General features: G+C 59.9%; 18 protein-coding genes. 7 read left to right on the top strand and 11 right to left on the bottom strand.

Annotated elements, in window-relative coordinates; translation table 11 throughout:
* Positions 1 to 24 precede the first annotated feature (24 nt).
* Together GGD57_RS03535 and GGD57_RS03530 are read right to left on the bottom strand one after the other, a co-directional pair.
* Positions 25 to 240 carry a hypothetical protein gene (locus GGD57_RS03535; RefSeq protein WP_184466904.1) on the bottom strand — a complete coding sequence of 72 codons (216 nt, stop codon included), beginning with the start codon at positions 238 to 240 and terminating at the stop codon, positions 25 to 27.
* 151 nt (positions 241 to 391) lie between these two features.
* Positions 392 to 991: a histidine phosphatase family protein gene (locus GGD57_RS03530; protein ID WP_184466902.1), complete on the bottom strand. Its 600-nt coding sequence runs from the start codon at positions 989 to 991 to the stop codon at positions 392 to 394.
* 244 nt (positions 992 to 1,235) lie between these two features.
* On the opposite strand from GGD57_RS03530, the gene GGD57_RS03525 reads away from it, so the two are divergent.
* Positions 1,236 to 1,709: a VOC family protein gene (locus GGD57_RS03525; RefSeq protein WP_184466900.1), complete on the top strand. Its 474-nt coding sequence runs from the start codon at positions 1,236 to 1,238 to the stop codon at positions 1,707 to 1,709.
* 30 nt (positions 1,710 to 1,739) lie between these two features.
* Here the strand turns inward: GGD57_RS03525 and GGD57_RS03520 are convergent, their stop codons facing one another.
* On the bottom strand, positions 1,740 to 2,141 hold the full coding sequence (locus tag GGD57_RS03520) for a GFA family protein (RefSeq protein ID WP_184466898.1): 402 nt from the start codon (positions 2,139 to 2,141) through the stop codon (positions 1,740 to 1,742).
* Between the two features lie 212 nt (positions 2,142 to 2,353).
* Here GGD57_RS03520 and GGD57_RS03515 point away from each other — a divergent pair, with 212 nt between their 5' ends.
* Positions 2,354 to 4,234, top strand: a complete 1,881-nt coding sequence (locus tag GGD57_RS03515) for an ABC transporter ATP-binding protein (RefSeq protein WP_184466896.1) — start codon at positions 2,354 to 2,356, stop codon at positions 4,232 to 4,234.
* Positions 4,235 to 4,416: 182 nt separating this feature from the next.
* Here the strand turns inward: GGD57_RS03515 and GGD57_RS03510 are convergent, their stop codons facing one another.
* The gene (locus tag GGD57_RS03510; RefSeq protein ID WP_184466894.1) at positions 4,417 to 5,031 is read right to left on the bottom strand and encodes a LysE family translocator; all 615 of its coding nucleotides are present in this window, start codon (positions 5,029 to 5,031) and stop codon (positions 4,417 to 4,419) included.
* Between the two features lie 155 nt (positions 5,032 to 5,186).
* On the opposite strand from GGD57_RS03510, the gene GGD57_RS03505 reads away from it, so the two are divergent.
* A complete protein-coding gene (locus GGD57_RS03505; protein WP_184466892.1) occupies positions 5,187 to 5,783 on the top strand; it encodes a demethoxyubiquinone hydroxylase family protein in 597 nt (198 codons plus the stop codon).
* A 29-nt stretch (positions 5,784 to 5,812) separates the two neighbouring features.
* Positions 5,813 to 6,637 carry an alpha/beta hydrolase gene (locus GGD57_RS03500; RefSeq protein WP_184466890.1) on the top strand — a complete coding sequence of 275 codons (825 nt, stop codon included), beginning with the start codon at positions 5,813 to 5,815 and terminating at the stop codon, positions 6,635 to 6,637.
* Positions 6,638 to 6,741: 104 nt separating this feature from the next.
* On the opposite strand, the gene GGD57_RS03495 is transcribed toward GGD57_RS03500, so the two are convergent.
* Both GGD57_RS03495 and ubiA read right to left on the bottom strand, forming a co-directional pair.
* The gene (locus GGD57_RS03495) at positions 6,742 to 7,518 is read right to left on the bottom strand and encodes a phosphodiester glycosidase family protein (RefSeq protein ID WP_184466888.1); all 777 of its coding nucleotides are present in this window, start codon (positions 7,516 to 7,518) and stop codon (positions 6,742 to 6,744) included.
* Between the two features lie 22 nt (positions 7,519 to 7,540).
* A complete protein-coding gene (gene ubiA / locus GGD57_RS03490) occupies positions 7,541 to 8,455 on the bottom strand; it encodes a 4-hydroxybenzoate octaprenyltransferase (protein ID WP_184466885.1) in 915 nt (304 codons plus the stop codon).
* A gap of 196 nt (positions 8,456 to 8,651) precedes the next feature.
* On the opposite strand from ubiA, the gene GGD57_RS03485 reads away from it, so the two are divergent.
* Positions 8,652 to 9,035 (top strand): VOC family protein, encoded by a 384-nt coding sequence (locus tag GGD57_RS03485; protein WP_184467394.1) that lies wholly within the window; start codon positions 8,652 to 8,654, stop codon positions 9,033 to 9,035.
* 116 nt (positions 9,036 to 9,151) lie between these two features.
* On the opposite strand, the gene GGD57_RS03480 is transcribed toward GGD57_RS03485, so the two are convergent.
* Both GGD57_RS03480 and GGD57_RS03475 read right to left on the bottom strand, forming a co-directional pair.
* The gene (locus tag GGD57_RS03480; RefSeq protein WP_184467430.1) at positions 9,152 to 9,319 is read right to left on the bottom strand and encodes a hypothetical protein; all 168 of its coding nucleotides are present in this window, start codon (positions 9,317 to 9,319) and stop codon (positions 9,152 to 9,154) included.
* A gap of 283 nt (positions 9,320 to 9,602) precedes the next feature.
* Positions 9,603 to 10,835, bottom strand: coding sequence for an argininosuccinate synthase (locus tag GGD57_RS03475; RefSeq protein WP_184466884.1), 1,233 nt, complete (start codon positions 10,833 to 10,835; stop codon positions 9,603 to 9,605).
* 124 nt (positions 10,836 to 10,959) lie between these two features.
* Here GGD57_RS03475 and GGD57_RS03470 point away from each other — a divergent pair, with 124 nt between their 5' ends.
* A complete protein-coding gene (locus GGD57_RS03470; RefSeq protein ID WP_184466882.1) occupies positions 10,960 to 11,427 on the top strand; it encodes an Lrp/AsnC family transcriptional regulator in 468 nt (155 codons plus the stop codon).
* 109 nt (positions 11,428 to 11,536) lie between these two features.
* Here GGD57_RS03470 and GGD57_RS03465 read toward each other — a convergent pair whose 3' ends face one another.
* Positions 11,537 to 12,376: an SDR family oxidoreductase gene (locus tag GGD57_RS03465; protein WP_184466880.1), complete on the bottom strand. Its 840-nt coding sequence runs from the start codon at positions 12,374 to 12,376 to the stop codon at positions 11,537 to 11,539.
* A gap of 125 nt (positions 12,377 to 12,501) precedes the next feature.
* Here GGD57_RS03465 and GGD57_RS03460 point away from each other — a divergent pair, with 125 nt between their 5' ends.
* Positions 12,502 to 12,879 (top strand): winged helix-turn-helix transcriptional regulator, encoded by a 378-nt coding sequence (locus GGD57_RS03460; protein WP_184466878.1) that lies wholly within the window; start codon positions 12,502 to 12,504, stop codon positions 12,877 to 12,879.
* Between the two features lie 78 nt (positions 12,880 to 12,957).
* Here the strand turns inward: GGD57_RS03460 and GGD57_RS03455 are convergent, their stop codons facing one another.
* Both GGD57_RS03455 and GGD57_RS03450 read right to left on the bottom strand, forming a co-directional pair.
* Complete coding sequence (locus GGD57_RS03455) at positions 12,958 to 13,254, bottom strand: hypothetical protein (protein ID WP_184466876.1); 297 nt, start codon at positions 13,252 to 13,254, stop codon at positions 12,958 to 12,960.
* Positions 13,255 to 13,372: 118 nt separating this feature from the next.
* Positions 13,373 to 14,185 carry a hypothetical protein gene (locus GGD57_RS03450; protein ID WP_184466874.1) on the bottom strand — a complete coding sequence of 271 codons (813 nt, stop codon included), beginning with the start codon at positions 14,183 to 14,185 and terminating at the stop codon, positions 13,373 to 13,375.
* Positions 14,186 to 14,306: the final 121 nt, after the last annotated feature.

The following is a 14,306-nucleotide window of genomic DNA, read 5'->3' as shown; positions in this document are numbered from 1 at the left end:
GCCAGTTTCGGAGGCTGACTGACATTACCAATTGCCGGGGTCGGCGGTATGATCGATGGTGGCGAATTCATCCGCCTTTCCTCGATCCAGCCTCACCTCGATGGTCACCTTCGTCTCGTCGGTGACAGAGTAGCGGTCGGGGACCGGTCCCCTTGATAGTTCCTGATACAGGAGCAGGGCGGCCTCCTCGGCGGTGTCGGCCTCGATTTCCCGGGTGATGGTGACGGTGAACTTGTGCATGGCTTCGGGCCTTCTCGATCGTCGCGCGGGCGTGTGTGCAGCTTGCTCAGTCTGACACGAGTTTTGTGTCGAGGACACAAAAAGCGCGTTGCCGAGAATTTGATTCATGCGACGGTCGCGGTCCGGATGGTTAGCGCAGATGAACGCTTTATCATGCGCTCAGGCCGATCGGATCGGACGAAGCGCTTACCAGACTGAATTCACGATCGCAGAGCCGATAGAATCCGTCTTGGGGAACGGGCAGTTCCAACATTTCCCGTTTTGAAAGGCCGGAATAGACACCGCGGACCAATCTGCCAAACAGCCCGTGAGAAATCGCGACTGCCGGCCCATCTATTCCCGAGATCCAGTCCTTCGCGCGCGCACAGGCAGCATCAAAGCTTTCCCCGTCCGGAGATTTGAAATACCAATCGAAAGCGTCGGACCCGTCCAGCATTCCTGGAAACTCGTTGTCGATCTCGAACGTCGTCATGCCATCCCAAGAGCCGGTGGTCACCTCCATCAGCCGCGGGTCCAACTGGGTTGCCAGTGGCAATATCCGTTTCACGCGTGCCGCAGTCTCCTGTGTTCGGCCGAGCGGGCTGACGTAGAGTTGGAAAGATCGCTCGCTGCCTGCGATTTCCTTTTTCAGAAGCTTGGCGGCCTGGTCGGCCTGTTCGATGCCGCGCTCCGTCAGCGATGAATCTTTCTGGCCTTGGAAGCGGCCCAAGCTGTTCCAAACGGTCTCGCCATGGCGAAGCAGGTAAATCATCAGCGTTGTTCCAAGCCAATGCGACAATGGGAAGGTCTACTGAACCGAAGGGGCGGTTTAGCCCAGGCATGCTACAGATCGATGATAATCGCAATCGGCGCGATCCTCGCGAGGCCGATCGTTGCGACCACTTGGCGGCGCTCGGCAATCGCCACCGTGAAATTGCTTCCATGGGCTGGAGAAAGACGATTTGCCTCTTAGTTTCAGAACGGGAATGCGAAACAAGGAGCGAAAGGAACGCGCAATGGCAAAGAACACGATCTGCGTATGGTACGACAAGGACGCCGAGGCTGCCGCCCGGTTCTATGCCGCGACCTTTCCCGACAGCGCCGTGGGCGCCGTCATTCGTGCACCGGGAGATTATCCGGATGGCAAGCAGGGAGACGTGCTGGTGGTCGAATTTACCGTCGCGGGTGTTGCCTGCATCGGCTTGAACGGCGGTCCCGCGTTCAAACACAGCGAAGCCTTCTCGTTTCAGATCGCAACCGACACGCAGGAGGAAACCGACCGTTACTGGAACGCCATCGTCGGCAATGGCGGCCAGGAAAGCGAGTGCGGCTGGTGCAAGGACAAGTGGGGGGTGTCATGGCAGATTACGCCGCGCGTCCTCTCCGAAGCGCTTTCGGCGGGTGGCGGTCAGGCAAAGCGCGCGTTCGATGCGATGATGACGATGAGGAAGATCGATATCGCGGCGATCGAGGCGGCTCGGCGCGGTTGAGGGGCCGTCGCCCGCTGAAGCAGAGAGGCGTCAGAACCAGAGATCACGCACGCAGCGCCCTTTGGAGGGCAGGTCTTCGAACGTATCAAGGCCGTCGAAATGATCGATGGGCAGATCGGCGACGAGATCCGGCGGCGCAAGGCGCATGTTGACCGCCATGCGCCGGCGGCCATCCTTTTGAAGCTTCAGCCCGCGCCAGCTCAAGACGCAGGCGCAGGACGGGCAGAACAATATTTCGAGGGATGAGGTTTCCCGGCCGGAGCGGGTGTAGGAGGCGGTCTCCCCGGTGAGCGCGATCCGCTCTCCTTCGTAATCATAGGCCCATAATGTGCCGTAGCGCCGGCAGAGCGTACAGTTGCAGGCGGTGATCGAACCGGGATCGCCTTCAAGCGTCCAACTCGCCTTGCCGCAATGACATGAGCCCGTCAGCATGAGCGTCGTTCAATCCTGCTCCCTGTTCAAGGGCTGCATCTTGCCCCAACCGTGGCGTGGCGGCAATCGGCGCTTTCCGGCGCCTCGCTTCGACGATCGCTTCACCTGGTCGATTTTTTGAATTTCTAGTTGAGAGCGCAGCCGGAAAATGATCCCATACGACCCTGCGTAGCCGAGTCCACGCCTCCTCCCGATTTTGATCCGAGCGGCCCATGTCGATTTCCGATGCGATCTATCGTCCTTTCGAAACCTTGATCCGGCCGCTCGAGATTCCCTATCGGCCGCTGCCCACCAAGGGACCTGTGGCAGTCCTCATGCATTTCATCGCGATGTTTCGGGGTGTCATCATTGCCATGGCGCTGACCTCGATGGCCATCGAGGCAATCAACCTTACGATCATCTGGGGTCTTTCGGTCATCGTCGACGGCGTGACGACCCAGGGCGTGGAACTCTTCGTCGACAGCAAGTTCCAACTGCTGGCACTTCTCGCCTTTCTGCTTTTTCCCGTGATGCCCGTTCTTTTTTACATCACCAATATTCTCAATTCGCACACGATCGGCATCAGCCTGCCCGTTGCGATCCAATGGCAGGGGCATAAGGCCGTCGAGCGGCAGGATCTCGCCTTCTTCCATGATCTTTTCGCCGGCCAGGTCGCGTCCCGGCTCGGTCAGGTTGCCAATGCCGTTCAGCAGCAGATACTGATCGCGTTCCAGACGGCACCCCGCTTTCTGCTTCAGATCATCGGTTCCGTTCTTCTTCTGCTCGCGCTCTCCTGGCAGCTTGCGCTGCCTGTCGTCGTCTGGGTTGCTTTCAATGTGCTGTTTGCGATCAAGGTCGTTCCGGATTTTACGGAGCGCGCGCGCCGCTCGGCAAAGCAGAACAGCCTCATCTCCGGTGCGCTCACGGACATCTACGGCAACATCCAGATGGTCAAGCAGTTCGCAGCGGAAGATAGCGAGGCGGGCGCGCTGAGAAAGATCATGTCCAAGGGGGTCGATACGCTTCATCACGAACAGCGCATCTACCGGACCACGGAGCTTGTCGTCATCAGCCTCAATATGGTGCTCTGGCTCGTTATGCTCGGCATTGGTTTCTGGGGGCTGTTTGATCAGTTCCTGACTGTCGGCGATTTCGCTGCAACTGTTTATATCCTTCAACGCCTCTCGGCAGGGTCCTTCACCTTCCTGCAAATGGGTCAGCAGATCTTCCGCGCGCTTGGCACGATCAAGGATGCCATGCCCGTCATGACGACACCGCCCACCATCACCGACCGGCCGGATGCGGCCGAACTGGCGGTCAGTCGCGGGGAGATCCGTTTCGAGAACGTCCGTTTCGCCTACAAATCAGGCAAGCCCGTCATCGATGACCTGTTGCTGACGGTTCGGCCCGGCGAGAAGGTAGGGCTCGTCGGTCTCTCTGGCGCCGGCAAGACGACACTGGTGAGCCTGCTGCTGCGTTTCTACGATATAGACGACGGTGCAATCCTGATCGATGGGCAGGATATCCGCGCGGTCACACAGTCGAGCCTTCGCCGCGCCATCGGGGTCATCGCCCAGGACGTCGCGCTGCTGCACCGCTCGGTCGGCGACAATATCCGTTACGGCCGGCCGGAGGCGACGCCGCGCGAAATCGAAGACGTGGCGAGGATGGCAAGTGCGGATGGCTTCATTGCCGATCTTTCCGATAGCGAGGGCCGCAGGGGCTATGATGCCTTTGTCGGCGATCGCGGCATCAAACTCTCCGGCGGCCAGCGCCAGCGAGTCGCCATCGCCCGCGTTCTCCTGAAGGACGCGCCAATCCTGGTGCTGGATGAAGCGACATCCGCCCTCGACAGCGAATCCGAAGCCGCCATCCAGGAAAGGCTCAACCTCGTCATGGAGGGAAAGACAGTGATCGCCATTGCACACCGCCTCTCGACCATTGCCAGAATGGACCGGATCATCGTGCTCGATCGCGGGCGGATCGTGGAGGAGGGCAGGCCGGACGAACTGGTCGAACAGGACGGCCTGTTTGCGCGTCTGTGGAAACGCCAAACCGGCGGCTTCATTCCCGAGGATATCGACGACCTCTTGCCGGGCTCGCCAGCGACCTGACCGAATGGTCGATGAGGGCAATGCGCGGCCTCTCCCTGGGCGACCGCTGCCTTGTAGGTCGAAGTGGTCGCATCCGGATGGCGCGGCGCCGGAGCTCACATGCACCTTTGTTGCTACCACTCTCATTCCTGTGACGAGCACGGGAATGAGGAGGAGATGAGGTCCCGCGTGCCGGGATGGCGTCAGCGAGCCCAGAGCAGGCGGCCGCCGATCAGGATCAGGGTGGCGCCCATCACGCGCTCGATGCTGGCTTTGAACCGCAGGAAACCGGCGGAGACGCGGGGGTTGGAGAAGAAAAAGGCCAGGCCGCAATACCAGAGTGCCGAAAGAAGGAAGCAGGTCAGGGCGATGACGCAATAGAGCCAGATGGGCGCATGGGTGGGGATGACAAGCGCAAAGATACTGCCGAAGAAGGCCACCGATTTCGGATTGGTCATGCTGACGACGTAGGCGCGGCGCATGGCCGAGCGCCATGCGACGTCGGTCGGCCCCGTCGCTTTCAAGGGTTTGGCTGCGCCGCGGATCATCTTCAGGCCAAGCCAGATCAGATACAGCGCGCCGGCCACCTGCAATGTTATATGCAGCCATTCGAAATGCGTCAGGAGAAAGCCGAGCCCCGCCATTGCCATGACCGCCCAGGTCAGGGATGCAATCGCAAGTCCGAGGCCTGCAAAGAGCCCGGCCGCGCGGGATGCCGTCATGCTCGTGCTGGTGACGATGATGAAATTCGGCCCGGGGCTGACGAGGGAAGCGACGTAGACGCTGACGAGCAATGCGAGTGAATCGATATATTCCATCCGGCTTTCCCAAGGTTGCTGCCCCGGAGCCTATGCGAGGCAGGTGGTTTTTGAAAGGGCCAGAGCAGATCGCTATTTTGTCGCAGCAGATTGAGCATTGACGAAAGCGGCGGCGTTCCTGCCTATTGCTCCAAGGCAATTGGGGCAAGGTGGTCATGGTCAATCCGTCGGGCAGTTCGGGTATGCGCGACCCCGATGTCACGATCCGTCGTATTTTGAAGGTCAATCATGCGGGCGAATTCGGCGCCATCAGGATCTATGGCGCCCAGATCCTGATGGCTCGGCGGCTGTTTCCCGACATTGTCCCGGCGCTTGAAGAGATGCGTGAGGACGAGATCGACCACTGCCGCTTGTTTCGCGAGGCGATGCCCGCGAGGAGGGCCAAGCCCTGCCGCGTCATGGCATTCTGGAGTCTCGGCGGTTTCGTGCTCGGCATCCTGACGGCGCTCGGCGGGCGCGACATGATCTGGATCTGCACAGAGGCGGTCGAAAGTACGGTCCACCGCCATCTTGAAGACCAACTGGCTTTCCTTAAAGAGCGCGATCCCAAGCTTCACGTCCTCATCGCGACGATTCAGGAACAGGAACTGGCGCATCTCAGGAAAGCCGAAGAAAGTCAGAAGAAGCGGGGCCTGAGCCACGCCTTGCTCCTGCCCATTGTTGGCGCCCTGACAGATCTGATGATCTGGCTCTCCACCTGGGGAGACTCCAGCTGGATGCGCGCCGAAATGGCGCGTGCGGGGAAGGAATAGACTTTGGTCGAGGATTTCAGAGGAAGCGAATGGCGTCAGAGGAGACTGTAAGTTTTGAGGTTGGTGGGCATCGTGTTGTGGGAACATTGTGTCTGGCGGACCCGGTAAACTCACCAATCGTTGTACTTCTTCATGGGTTCGGAGGAAGTCGGCACGAGCTTATGATTTCCGATACTGGGACAGGTATCTTTGCGCATACGGCGCAGCGGCTCGCATCTTTTGGTTTTTCCAGCCTCAGAATAGACTTTCGGGGTGTTGGCGAAAGCGGCGGACGCTTTCAAGACACGACATACAACCGCCAGATCGAGGATTGCATCGCTGCAATGGACTTCGTAAGCGATCTCCCTTCGGGAAGACCCAGCGCGATTTTTCTGCTGGGATGGAGCCAGGGTGGATTGGTTGCTGCTGTCGCAGCGGGCCGAACCAATCGACCAGCGGCGGTGGCACTCTGGGCTCCCGTCGGGGAGCCAAAAGTATCCTTTCCGGCCTTCATCGGGCGCGACGTGTATGAGCGGGCGCTCAGAAGTGGAGCGCCTACCGAGTTTCAAATGCCGTGGGGCGCGTCTCTAACTCTCGGCCCCGCATTCTTTGCAGACGTCGAAAATTTAGACCCGTTGGACGAGATCGCTCCGTATCAGGGGCCAGTTTTTATTGCGGAAGGCAGCTTGGATGTGGCCATTCCGGTGGGAACGGCGTCAAAATTCGCTAAGGCACACAATGGTGCAAACCAAATTTGGGTGGCTCCGATGGATCACATTTTCAACACTTCGAAGAACGTCGAGACGTTAGAAAAGCTGATCACGGCCACGGCAATGTTCTTCAGCGGGCGACCAAATTGCGGCGGGTCCGGATGAGGCGCCAGGCATCGATCGTCGGTCTGCAATGGCTATTCGAGGCCTCTTTCCGGCGGCGTTTGCTGCCGGCACGATGCGCCTCGATCAAAGGCGATGCCTCGTGCCTATTCCACAAGCCCGAAGATCGGGCCATAGCCGCCGTGCCAGGACCAGTCGTTGTGGCCCAATGTCGGATAGTAAAGCCCGACACCTCGTCCGCCATCGAGAAACAAGGCGTCCGGGCATTGCAGCCGGTCGCGAAAGAGCCGTGCGAAATCGTGGAAATTGACGCCGTCTTCGCTGATGGCGAAGCGAACCGCGCCGTCCGCGCAGACGCCGACCCCGCTTCGGCGGGTTCGGTCCGTCGAGCCGGGAATGAAGATCGGGTTCAGCTTGCCGGCGATGACGAGCATCGGGCCGGACTGGGTGGCGAACCGCGCCTTGGGGGCACGCTTCAGAAATTCATCGGTCGGAAGTATGCCGGCGCCGGCTTCGCCGAGAAAGAACACGCCGTTCGGCTTCCTGTAGAAATTCGGGACTTGGCCGGGGGCGCCTCCGCCCCCTGCGGTATTCGCGGGTTTCAATTCCCTGGCGTTTTCGACATAAAGTCCCATCGGCGAAAAATCGGCCCGGTACATTCCGGCATTGACGGCCAAGGCCAGCGTTTTCCCCTCGGCGCGAACGGCTTCGGCAAGGTTTGAAAAAGCGCGGTACGGCTGGCCGTCGGTGCCCTTCCAGAACAGGCGCAGATCGGCTTTTCCCGCTTCCAGCGTGCAGACGACGTATTTCGCCTCTTCGAACGTTTCCGGTTCGCATGGCTCGGCATGGGCTTGATGCTCGGACGCCATTGTTGCTGCCAGCATCATGGCCGCGGCGAGCACGCCTTGTTTGAGAGAGATCATTGGTATTTCGTCCTCGAGCGGCTCACCATGTGCCCGACAAAGCCGCGCCGGCGAGCAGCACGCCGGTCAGGATATTGGCGAGGAACAGGCGGTAATTCAGATCCGGACGGGCAAGGTCGATCCGCCGGGTCTGCCAGGCAAGGTGCGCGGCGATGACCAGCATGCCGATCGCATATGGCGGCGACATCTCCAGCAGCCAGCCTCCGAGCGACCACGCCCAGACCGCCAGAGCATAGAACAGGCCGATCCACATTTTGCCGCGCCTGCCGAACAGGATTGCCGTCGACTTCAGTCCGAGGCGGGCGTCATCCCGCAGATCGACATAGGCATAGACCGTATCATAGCCGATCTGCCAGGCGATGGCCCCGGCCCACATCAGCACGGCGCCGGTGGGAATATGACCACCAACCTCGGCCCATGCCATCAGCATCCCCCAATTGAAAGCCGCTCCCAGCACGGCCTGGGGCCAGTGGGTGAAGCGCTTGCAGAAGGGATAGAGGAAGACGAGCGGCAGAACCGATATCGCGATCAAGCGTGTGTAGGGTGTCAGGAAGAGCAGAAGCGAGGCGGCAGCCATGAGTTCAACGGCCAGAAAGACAAAGGCGTGCAGCGTGCCGAGCTGTCCGCTTGCCAGCGGCCGGAAACGAGTCCGCTCCACGTGACCGTCAAACTTCCGATCCGCCATGTCGTTGACCGTCGAGCCGGCGCTTCTCATCAGCAGGGCGCCGAGAGAGAAGATCGCCAGTCGACTGACCTCCGGCAGGCCGTGCGACGCCTGGATGAGGGCGGCCCAGCATGGGAAAAGCGTCAGCCATATTCCGACAGGGCGATCCAGCCGCGCCAGCCGCGTGTATGGCCGCCATGCGGCCGGCAACCGGCGATCCACCCAGTCGCCATGGTGGATGTCGCTGAGATCGGGGCGGCTGAGAGCTGTCATGAAATTCCTATCGCAATAGACGGGATGCCTCAGCTTTTCATCGCCGTCGGCGGCGCTCAGAATAGGAATTTTTGCAGGCACGGCAATGACTGTCTGTCGCGATGATTTTTTGCGAAATTGCCAGCAATTGTTCTTGTTGTGTTCTCATGTGCGCGATATGAATTCTGCGTGATCCTGCAGCAGGGAAGGGAAGGTCATTAGTGTTTACGCAGCCCTCGGGGCAATCGATTTCGCCAAATCGAACGCCTTTTACGATGCCGTTCTGGCTACGATCGGATGGAGCAAACATAAGGAGTTTCCCGGATGGCGATCCTATTCCGAAAGCGGGAAAGGCGAAGGTTTCATTCTATGGATCTGCAAGCCTTTCGATGGCGAGCCGGCAAGTGCCGGAAATGGCTCGATGGTCGGTTTCATGGCCAAATCCCACGCTGAGGTGGAGGCTTTCTACGAAGCTGCGATGACCAACGGGGGAACCGATGAGGGCGCACCTGGTCTACGTCCGCATTACGGGCCGAACTGGTATTCCGCTTACATGCGCGACCCGGCCGGGAACAAGATTGCTGTCGTTTACGACGGCTGAGGTCAGCTCGATTGCCGCTCTCCGATGCTCGGGGAATGTTCATATTTTCTCTGACATCGGGATAGGTGCGATTCTATGGCTCGTACCTGCAAGGGGCCGGAGAATGCCCTGGATCCCTACCAGGCGGTGCGGGCGGTGCCGAGTGCCGTCGTGTGAGAGGACGAGACGTGGGCGACGTACTCCTTGAGCGACACGACGCAGTTACCGGGACAGCTCAGTTTGTACAGCGTCAGGTGCTTCAGCAACGCCTCGGCGTCGCGTGTTTCGGTTAGTGGAAATGTCATCGTCATGCGAGTTCCTCCAACAGCATTTGTAAAAGTAATGTCTAAATTCTTTTGCGCTGCAACAAGAAAATTTTAATAATAAAATTAAAATCGATTAACTATGAGGCGGAGATTTTTAAGATCGTTTGAAATTGGCTTAGCCTTTTCCAAGGGGACTTTGGCGCCTTTTGGGGGCGCGGGAAAATCCGGGTACGGCTCCGCCGGAAGCAGAGCCGAAGTGCTGGAAGATAGCATTGATGAAGAGACCGCAACTGCCGGGGAAGGCGATTGGCGGGTGTGAGCATCAAGCCGGTGCTGGCGTCTCTCTCCCGTTGCGGGCTGCCCAATTCCTGAGCCGCAGTCCATTGAGCCTGATGAAGCCTTCGGCATCATGATGATCATGGGCGATGGAACTTTCCTCGAAGGTGACGAGGTCGGCGCAATAGAGTGAGCAGGGCGAGGTGCGGGAAATGACCGAGGCGCTTCCCTTGTAGAGCCTGACCGTGACTTCGCCGTTGACGAAGGCCTGGCTTCGGTCGATCAGCGCCTGCAGCATATCCCGCTCGGGCGCGAACCAGAAGCCGTTATAGATCAGCTCGGCGTAGCGCGGCATGATCTCATCCTTCAGATGTGCGGCAGCACGATCGAGCGTGATCGATTCAATCCCGCGATGCGCCGCAAGCAGGATCGTTCCTCCCGGCGTCTCGTAGACGCCCCTCGACTTCATGCCGACGACACGGTTTTCGACCAGATCGAGCCGCCCGACGCCATGCCGGCCGCCGAGGCCATTGAGTTCGGCGAGCAGTGTTGCCGGCGTCATCGCCTGGCCGTTCAGGGAAACCGGGTCGCCGCTTTCGAAGCCGATGGTGATGGTCTCAGGGGTTTCAGGGGCGTCGAGGGGATCGACCGTGCGCTGGTAGACATGAGCGGGGGCGATCGCCGCCGGATCTTCGAGGATCTTGCCTTCGGTCGAGGTGTGCAACAGGTTTGCGTCGGTCGAGAACGGCGCCTCGCCGCGCTTGTCGCTCGGCACCGGGATCCGATGCTTTTCGGCATATTCCAGAAGCTGGCTGCGGGAGCGGATGTTCCATTGGCGCCAGGGGGCAATAACCTCGATCGACGGGTCGAGCGCATTGACGGCCAGCTCGAAACGGACCTGGTCGTTGCCCTTGCCTGTCGCGCCATGGGCAACGGCATCCGCGCCGACCTGCCGGGCGATCGCGACAAGATGTTTGGCAATCAGCGGCCGGGCAATCGAACTGCCGAGGAGATACTGCCCCTCATAAAGCGTGTTGGCCCGCAGCATCGGAAAGACGAAGTCGCGGACGAATTCCTCCCGCAGGTCGACGATGCGGATGTCCTTGACCCCTGATATTGCCGCCTTCGCCCGCGCCGGCTCGAGCTCCTCGCCCTGGCCGAGATCGGCGGTGAAGGTCACGACCTCACACCCGTAAGTCTCCTGCAACCATTTGAGGATGATCGAGGTATCCAGTCCGCCCGAATAGGCGAGGACAATTTTCTCTATCTTTTTCGCCATCAGTCCGTCTCCAATTTGACTTGGGAATAATAGGCCAGCCCATACGCAATGAGCTTGCGAAGCTTCCTCGGAATTGCGAAGATTTGGCATATTGTGCCGCTTCCAAATAAAATGGAGCTATGAAATGCCAATCACTTTGGACCCGATCGATCGGCATATCCTGCGGGTGCTTCAGCGTGACGGGCGTATTTCGAATGTCGAACTGGCAAAAGAGGTGGGGCTGTCGCCTTCGCCCTGCCTGCGCCGCGTGCGCCTTTTGGAAGAGGCCGGGATCATCGATCGCTACGTCGCCGTGCTGGATCCGGCAAAGGTCGGCGCGGGGCTGACGGTTTTCGCCCGCGTGTGGTTCAAGACCCAGGATGCCGAGGTCACGCTGCGGTTCGCCGAAGCCGTCAGGCGGTTTCCCGAGGTGATGGAATGTTACCTGACGACGGGGGAATGCGACGCGGTGCTTCGGATCGCCACCGCCGATCTGCACAGCTACTGGCGTTTTCAGGCCGACCACCTGACGCGCATTCCGAGTGTCCTTAGCGTCAAGACCGACGTGCCGATGGAAACGCTGAAGCGGAGTTATGAACTGCCGTTGCGATAGGCGCCGCTTTTTATCGGGCTTTCCTGGCCAGCCCGTCCTTCGTCTCAGGACGGGCTGGGAAAGAGTAGAACAGACGGCGGATGTCCGCCGCCAGCGGTTTTTTTCGCGACTACGCCTTCAGCGCCGCGGCATGATCGGCCGCATAGGTCTTCAGCGAGCGTGGCGCCTTGCCGGTCAGCGTCTCGACGTCGCCGGTGACGACAGCGGTCCAACCTTGGCGAACCGGATAGAAGATCGAGGCGAGAAAGCCAGCATAATCGGCAGGCACGCCGGCGCCGGTGAGAATGCCGATGAAGGCCTCGTCGGTAATGGCGTTATAGGCGATCGGCTTGCCGATGACCTCGGAAAGGATCGCCGCGGCTTGCGTATAGGACAGCGCTTCCGGCCCGGTCAGATTGAAGGCCTTGCCGTCGAAAGCCGAGGAGGTGAGGGCCGCCACGGCGCTGGCCGCGATATCGCGGGCGTCGATGAAGCTCGTCTTGCCTTCGGCCGCCGGGAGCGCGATCTGGCCATGATCGATGCCTGTTTTCCAGAAGGTGTGAAAATTGTCGGCGAACCAGTTCGGACGCAGGATGACGTAAGGTGTGCCTGATTTTTCCAGCGCAATCTCGACCTGGCGATAGGGAATGGAGTCGTCGGCGTCGACGCCGAGGACGCTCTGGAATACGACCTTCACCTTGCGGGCTGCGGCTGCCTCGACGACCGGCAGCAGCAGGCCCTTGGCATCGACATAGCCGGAAGGCAGCAGCACATGGGCGCGGTCGACGCCGTCAAAGGCCGGGCCATGGGTATCCGGTTTGCCATGGTCGAAGACGACGCCTTCGGCGCCCGCCACGGGCTTGCCAGAGCGGGAGGCGGCCCTGACGGTCTCGCCCTTCGCCAGCAGCCCGTCCACCACATGCCTGCCGACGGTGCCCGTCGCGCCGAGGACCAGAATCTTGTTGCTCATATCGCTCTCCTTGGTATCTATTGGAAACTATCTAGCCACAAGATAGATACAGGCAAATCAGGATTATAAAAGAGAGCACTTTTTCGTAACATGGTTTCGTCAAGGAAACCGGCAAGGGGAAACAGATGACCGTGATGCAACAGGCCTACAACGTCTACGAGGACCGCTGCCCGACGCGCCTGGTGCTGGATCGGCTGGCAGATAAATGGGCGCTGCTCATTCTCGACCGGCTGGAAGGCGGGCCGGTGCGTTTCAATCATATCCGTCGCGACATCAAGGGCATATCACAGAAAGTTCTTGCTCAGACGCTGCGGAAGCTGGAGCGCGACGGGTTGATCTCGCGCACGATTTTCCCGACTGTGCCGGTGACCGTTGAATATGCGCTGCTGCCGCTGGGACGCACCCTGACGGATACCGTTTCGGCCCTTGCCCACTGGGCGGAGAAGAATATGGATGCGATTTTTACGGCGCAGCGCGCCTATGATGAGGCGCATTCAGTCTGAGGGCGGTTGCCATGCTAGCCGTAAGGGGCGCTCGACCGGCGCAATTCCTCGTTTGGTATCCGTCGAACTTAACCCATGTCATTCGATAATCTTGCCTCTGCCGTGAGAACGAATGTGCGTCGCAAGTTTGAGGATAAATCCAACGGTTGGAGCGCTCCATACGAAGACGATGAGCCAAGCCGTGGCGGTCGCGCCCAGACATTCGCTCTCGTCAATTTCACAAGAGGCTCTTACGGCAATTTCGTATAGGCACAGTGCTCCAACGACCAATGCGGAGCTGGTGATCGCAATCGATATCCATAGCCGCCTGCCTTGCCCCATAATCAGAGTGGCGATGAAGATCGCTGCAAACGGCAAAAGCGTAAGCCAGACCATGCCTGTTTCCATTCGAAGATTCTCTCGAAGGCTATAAACTCTCAGGAGATCGCAAATATTTTCTCGCGGCGCAACGCATCTCTATCGGCCCCCGCCGCGTCGTTTCGGATGGGCCGTCCTACTCGACCTGGATATGAAGATGGTCGTCGTGGCGGGCGGCTCGGCAGCCTTGGAAGCGGACATGGCTGTCGGTGATGCCAAGCGCATTCTTCAGATGCGGTTCGATGAAGATCTTCTCCAGGCCGAAGCGCGCGACGCCTTCGCTGGTCAGCCAGCGAACCGCGGCCGACGTCCGCTGCTCTTCGATCCGATAGGCGGGGAACAGGGGCTGCAGGGCGTCGAAATCCCAGCGGGTGGTAAGCCAGTCGTTACGCCCTTCGCATGGCAATTCATCGCCGGGCGCTGGCTCTTCGAAGGCGAAATAGCCGATCGGGGAGCGGGTGACGCCATTCAGGAAGGCGCCGTCCGCATCCTTGTAATAATAGGCGAAGTCGAGCTTCTTGCCATCGGCATGCGACAGATGCGGCAGCAGCGGAAAGCCGTTTACGAAGGGGAAATTCGCGTCCAGCGCGGTGGTGACGGTTCCGGGAAACTCCTCGTCCATGTGAGCGGCAAGCGCCTTTGCCAGGTCGCGCACCTCGGGCCTAACGTAATTGCGGTTCAACAGGCAATAGATCGGGGAGCGGACCACGAGCCTGTCTGTCGCGCTCGACAGGCAGGAGAGGGGAACCCGCCCGAACATCGGGGCGGCGAGGCCTGCTGCGAACGACGCGCTGACATAACAAAGCAGGAAGATCGCGAGCTTCGCCAGAAAGCGCCGGATCCCCCAGGCGCGCGACGCCGCCAGCGCGATGAGATAGGCGAGGCCGCCGATCTGGGTGAGCAGCGTCAGGATGACGGCGATCAGGGCGTGGAGGATAAAGCGGAGCACCGGGCGGCCTTGCGTGGGGAAGTTGCATTGCCATAGGTGAGGGAGCGGGGATGCGCAAGGTGGTCTGTGCGCCTGGCTATGGCACCGAAGCATTTTGGGGAAGGTGAGCAGCGTCGCATCA

Origin of the sequence: Rhizobium esperanzae, from assembly GCF_014197615.1 — a bacterium.
Lineage (GTDB): Bacteria > Pseudomonadota > Alphaproteobacteria > Rhizobiales > Rhizobiaceae > Rhizobium > Rhizobium esperanzae_A.
The sequence above is the reverse complement of the archived record's forward strand: the minus strand, read 5'-3'. Positions and strand labels throughout refer to the sequence as shown.

What these genes read in the sequence shown, in the direction of transcription:
- GGD57_RS03535 (WP_184466904.1), bottom strand. Translation starts at nt 240, where the DNA reads ATGCACAAGTTCACCGTCACCATCACCCGGGAAATCGAGGCCGACACC.
- GGD57_RS03530 (WP_184466902.1), bottom strand. Translation starts at nt 991, where the DNA reads ATGATTTACCTGCTTCGCCATGGCGAGACCGTTTGGAACAGCTTGGGC.
- GGD57_RS03525 (WP_184466900.1), top strand. Translation starts at nt 1,236, where the DNA reads ATGGCAAAGAACACGATCTGCGTATGGTACGACAAGGACGCCGAGGCT.
- GGD57_RS03520 (WP_184466898.1), bottom strand. Translation starts at nt 2,141, where the DNA reads ATGCTGACGGGCTCATGTCATTGCGGCAAGGCGAGTTGGACGCTTGAA.
- GGD57_RS03515 (WP_184466896.1), top strand. Translation starts at nt 2,354, where the DNA reads ATGTCGATTTCCGATGCGATCTATCGTCCTTTCGAAACCTTGATCCGG.
- GGD57_RS03510 (WP_184466894.1), bottom strand. Translation starts at nt 5,031, where the DNA reads ATGGAATATATCGATTCACTCGCATTGCTCGTCAGCGTCTACGTCGCT.
- GGD57_RS03505 (WP_184466892.1), top strand. Translation starts at nt 5,187, where the DNA reads ATGGTCAATCCGTCGGGCAGTTCGGGTATGCGCGACCCCGATGTCACG.
- GGD57_RS03500 (WP_184466890.1), top strand. Translation starts at nt 5,813, where the DNA reads ATGGCGTCAGAGGAGACTGTAAGTTTTGAGGTTGGTGGGCATCGTGTT.
- GGD57_RS03495 (WP_184466888.1), bottom strand. Translation starts at nt 7,518, where the DNA reads ATGATCTCTCTCAAACAAGGCGTGCTCGCCGCGGCCATGATGCTGGCA.
- ubiA (WP_184466885.1), bottom strand. Translation starts at nt 8,455, where the DNA reads ATGACAGCTCTCAGCCGCCCCGATCTCAGCGACATCCACCATGGCGAC.
- GGD57_RS03480 (WP_184467430.1), bottom strand. Translation starts at nt 9,319, where the DNA reads ATGACATTTCCACTAACCGAAACACGCGACGCCGAGGCGTTGCTGAAG.
- GGD57_RS03475 (WP_184466884.1), bottom strand. Translation starts at nt 10,835, where the DNA reads ATGGCGAAAAAGATAGAGAAAATTGTCCTCGCCTATTCGGGCGGACTG.
- GGD57_RS03470 (WP_184466882.1), top strand. Translation starts at nt 10,960, where the DNA reads ATGCCAATCACTTTGGACCCGATCGATCGGCATATCCTGCGGGTGCTT.
- GGD57_RS03465 (WP_184466880.1), bottom strand. Translation starts at nt 12,376, where the DNA reads ATGAGCAACAAGATTCTGGTCCTCGGCGCGACGGGCACCGTCGGCAGG.
- GGD57_RS03460 (WP_184466878.1), top strand. Translation starts at nt 12,502, where the DNA reads ATGACCGTGATGCAACAGGCCTACAACGTCTACGAGGACCGCTGCCCG.
- GGD57_RS03455 (WP_184466876.1), bottom strand. Translation starts at nt 13,254, where the DNA reads ATGGTCTGGCTTACGCTTTTGCCGTTTGCAGCGATCTTCATCGCCACT.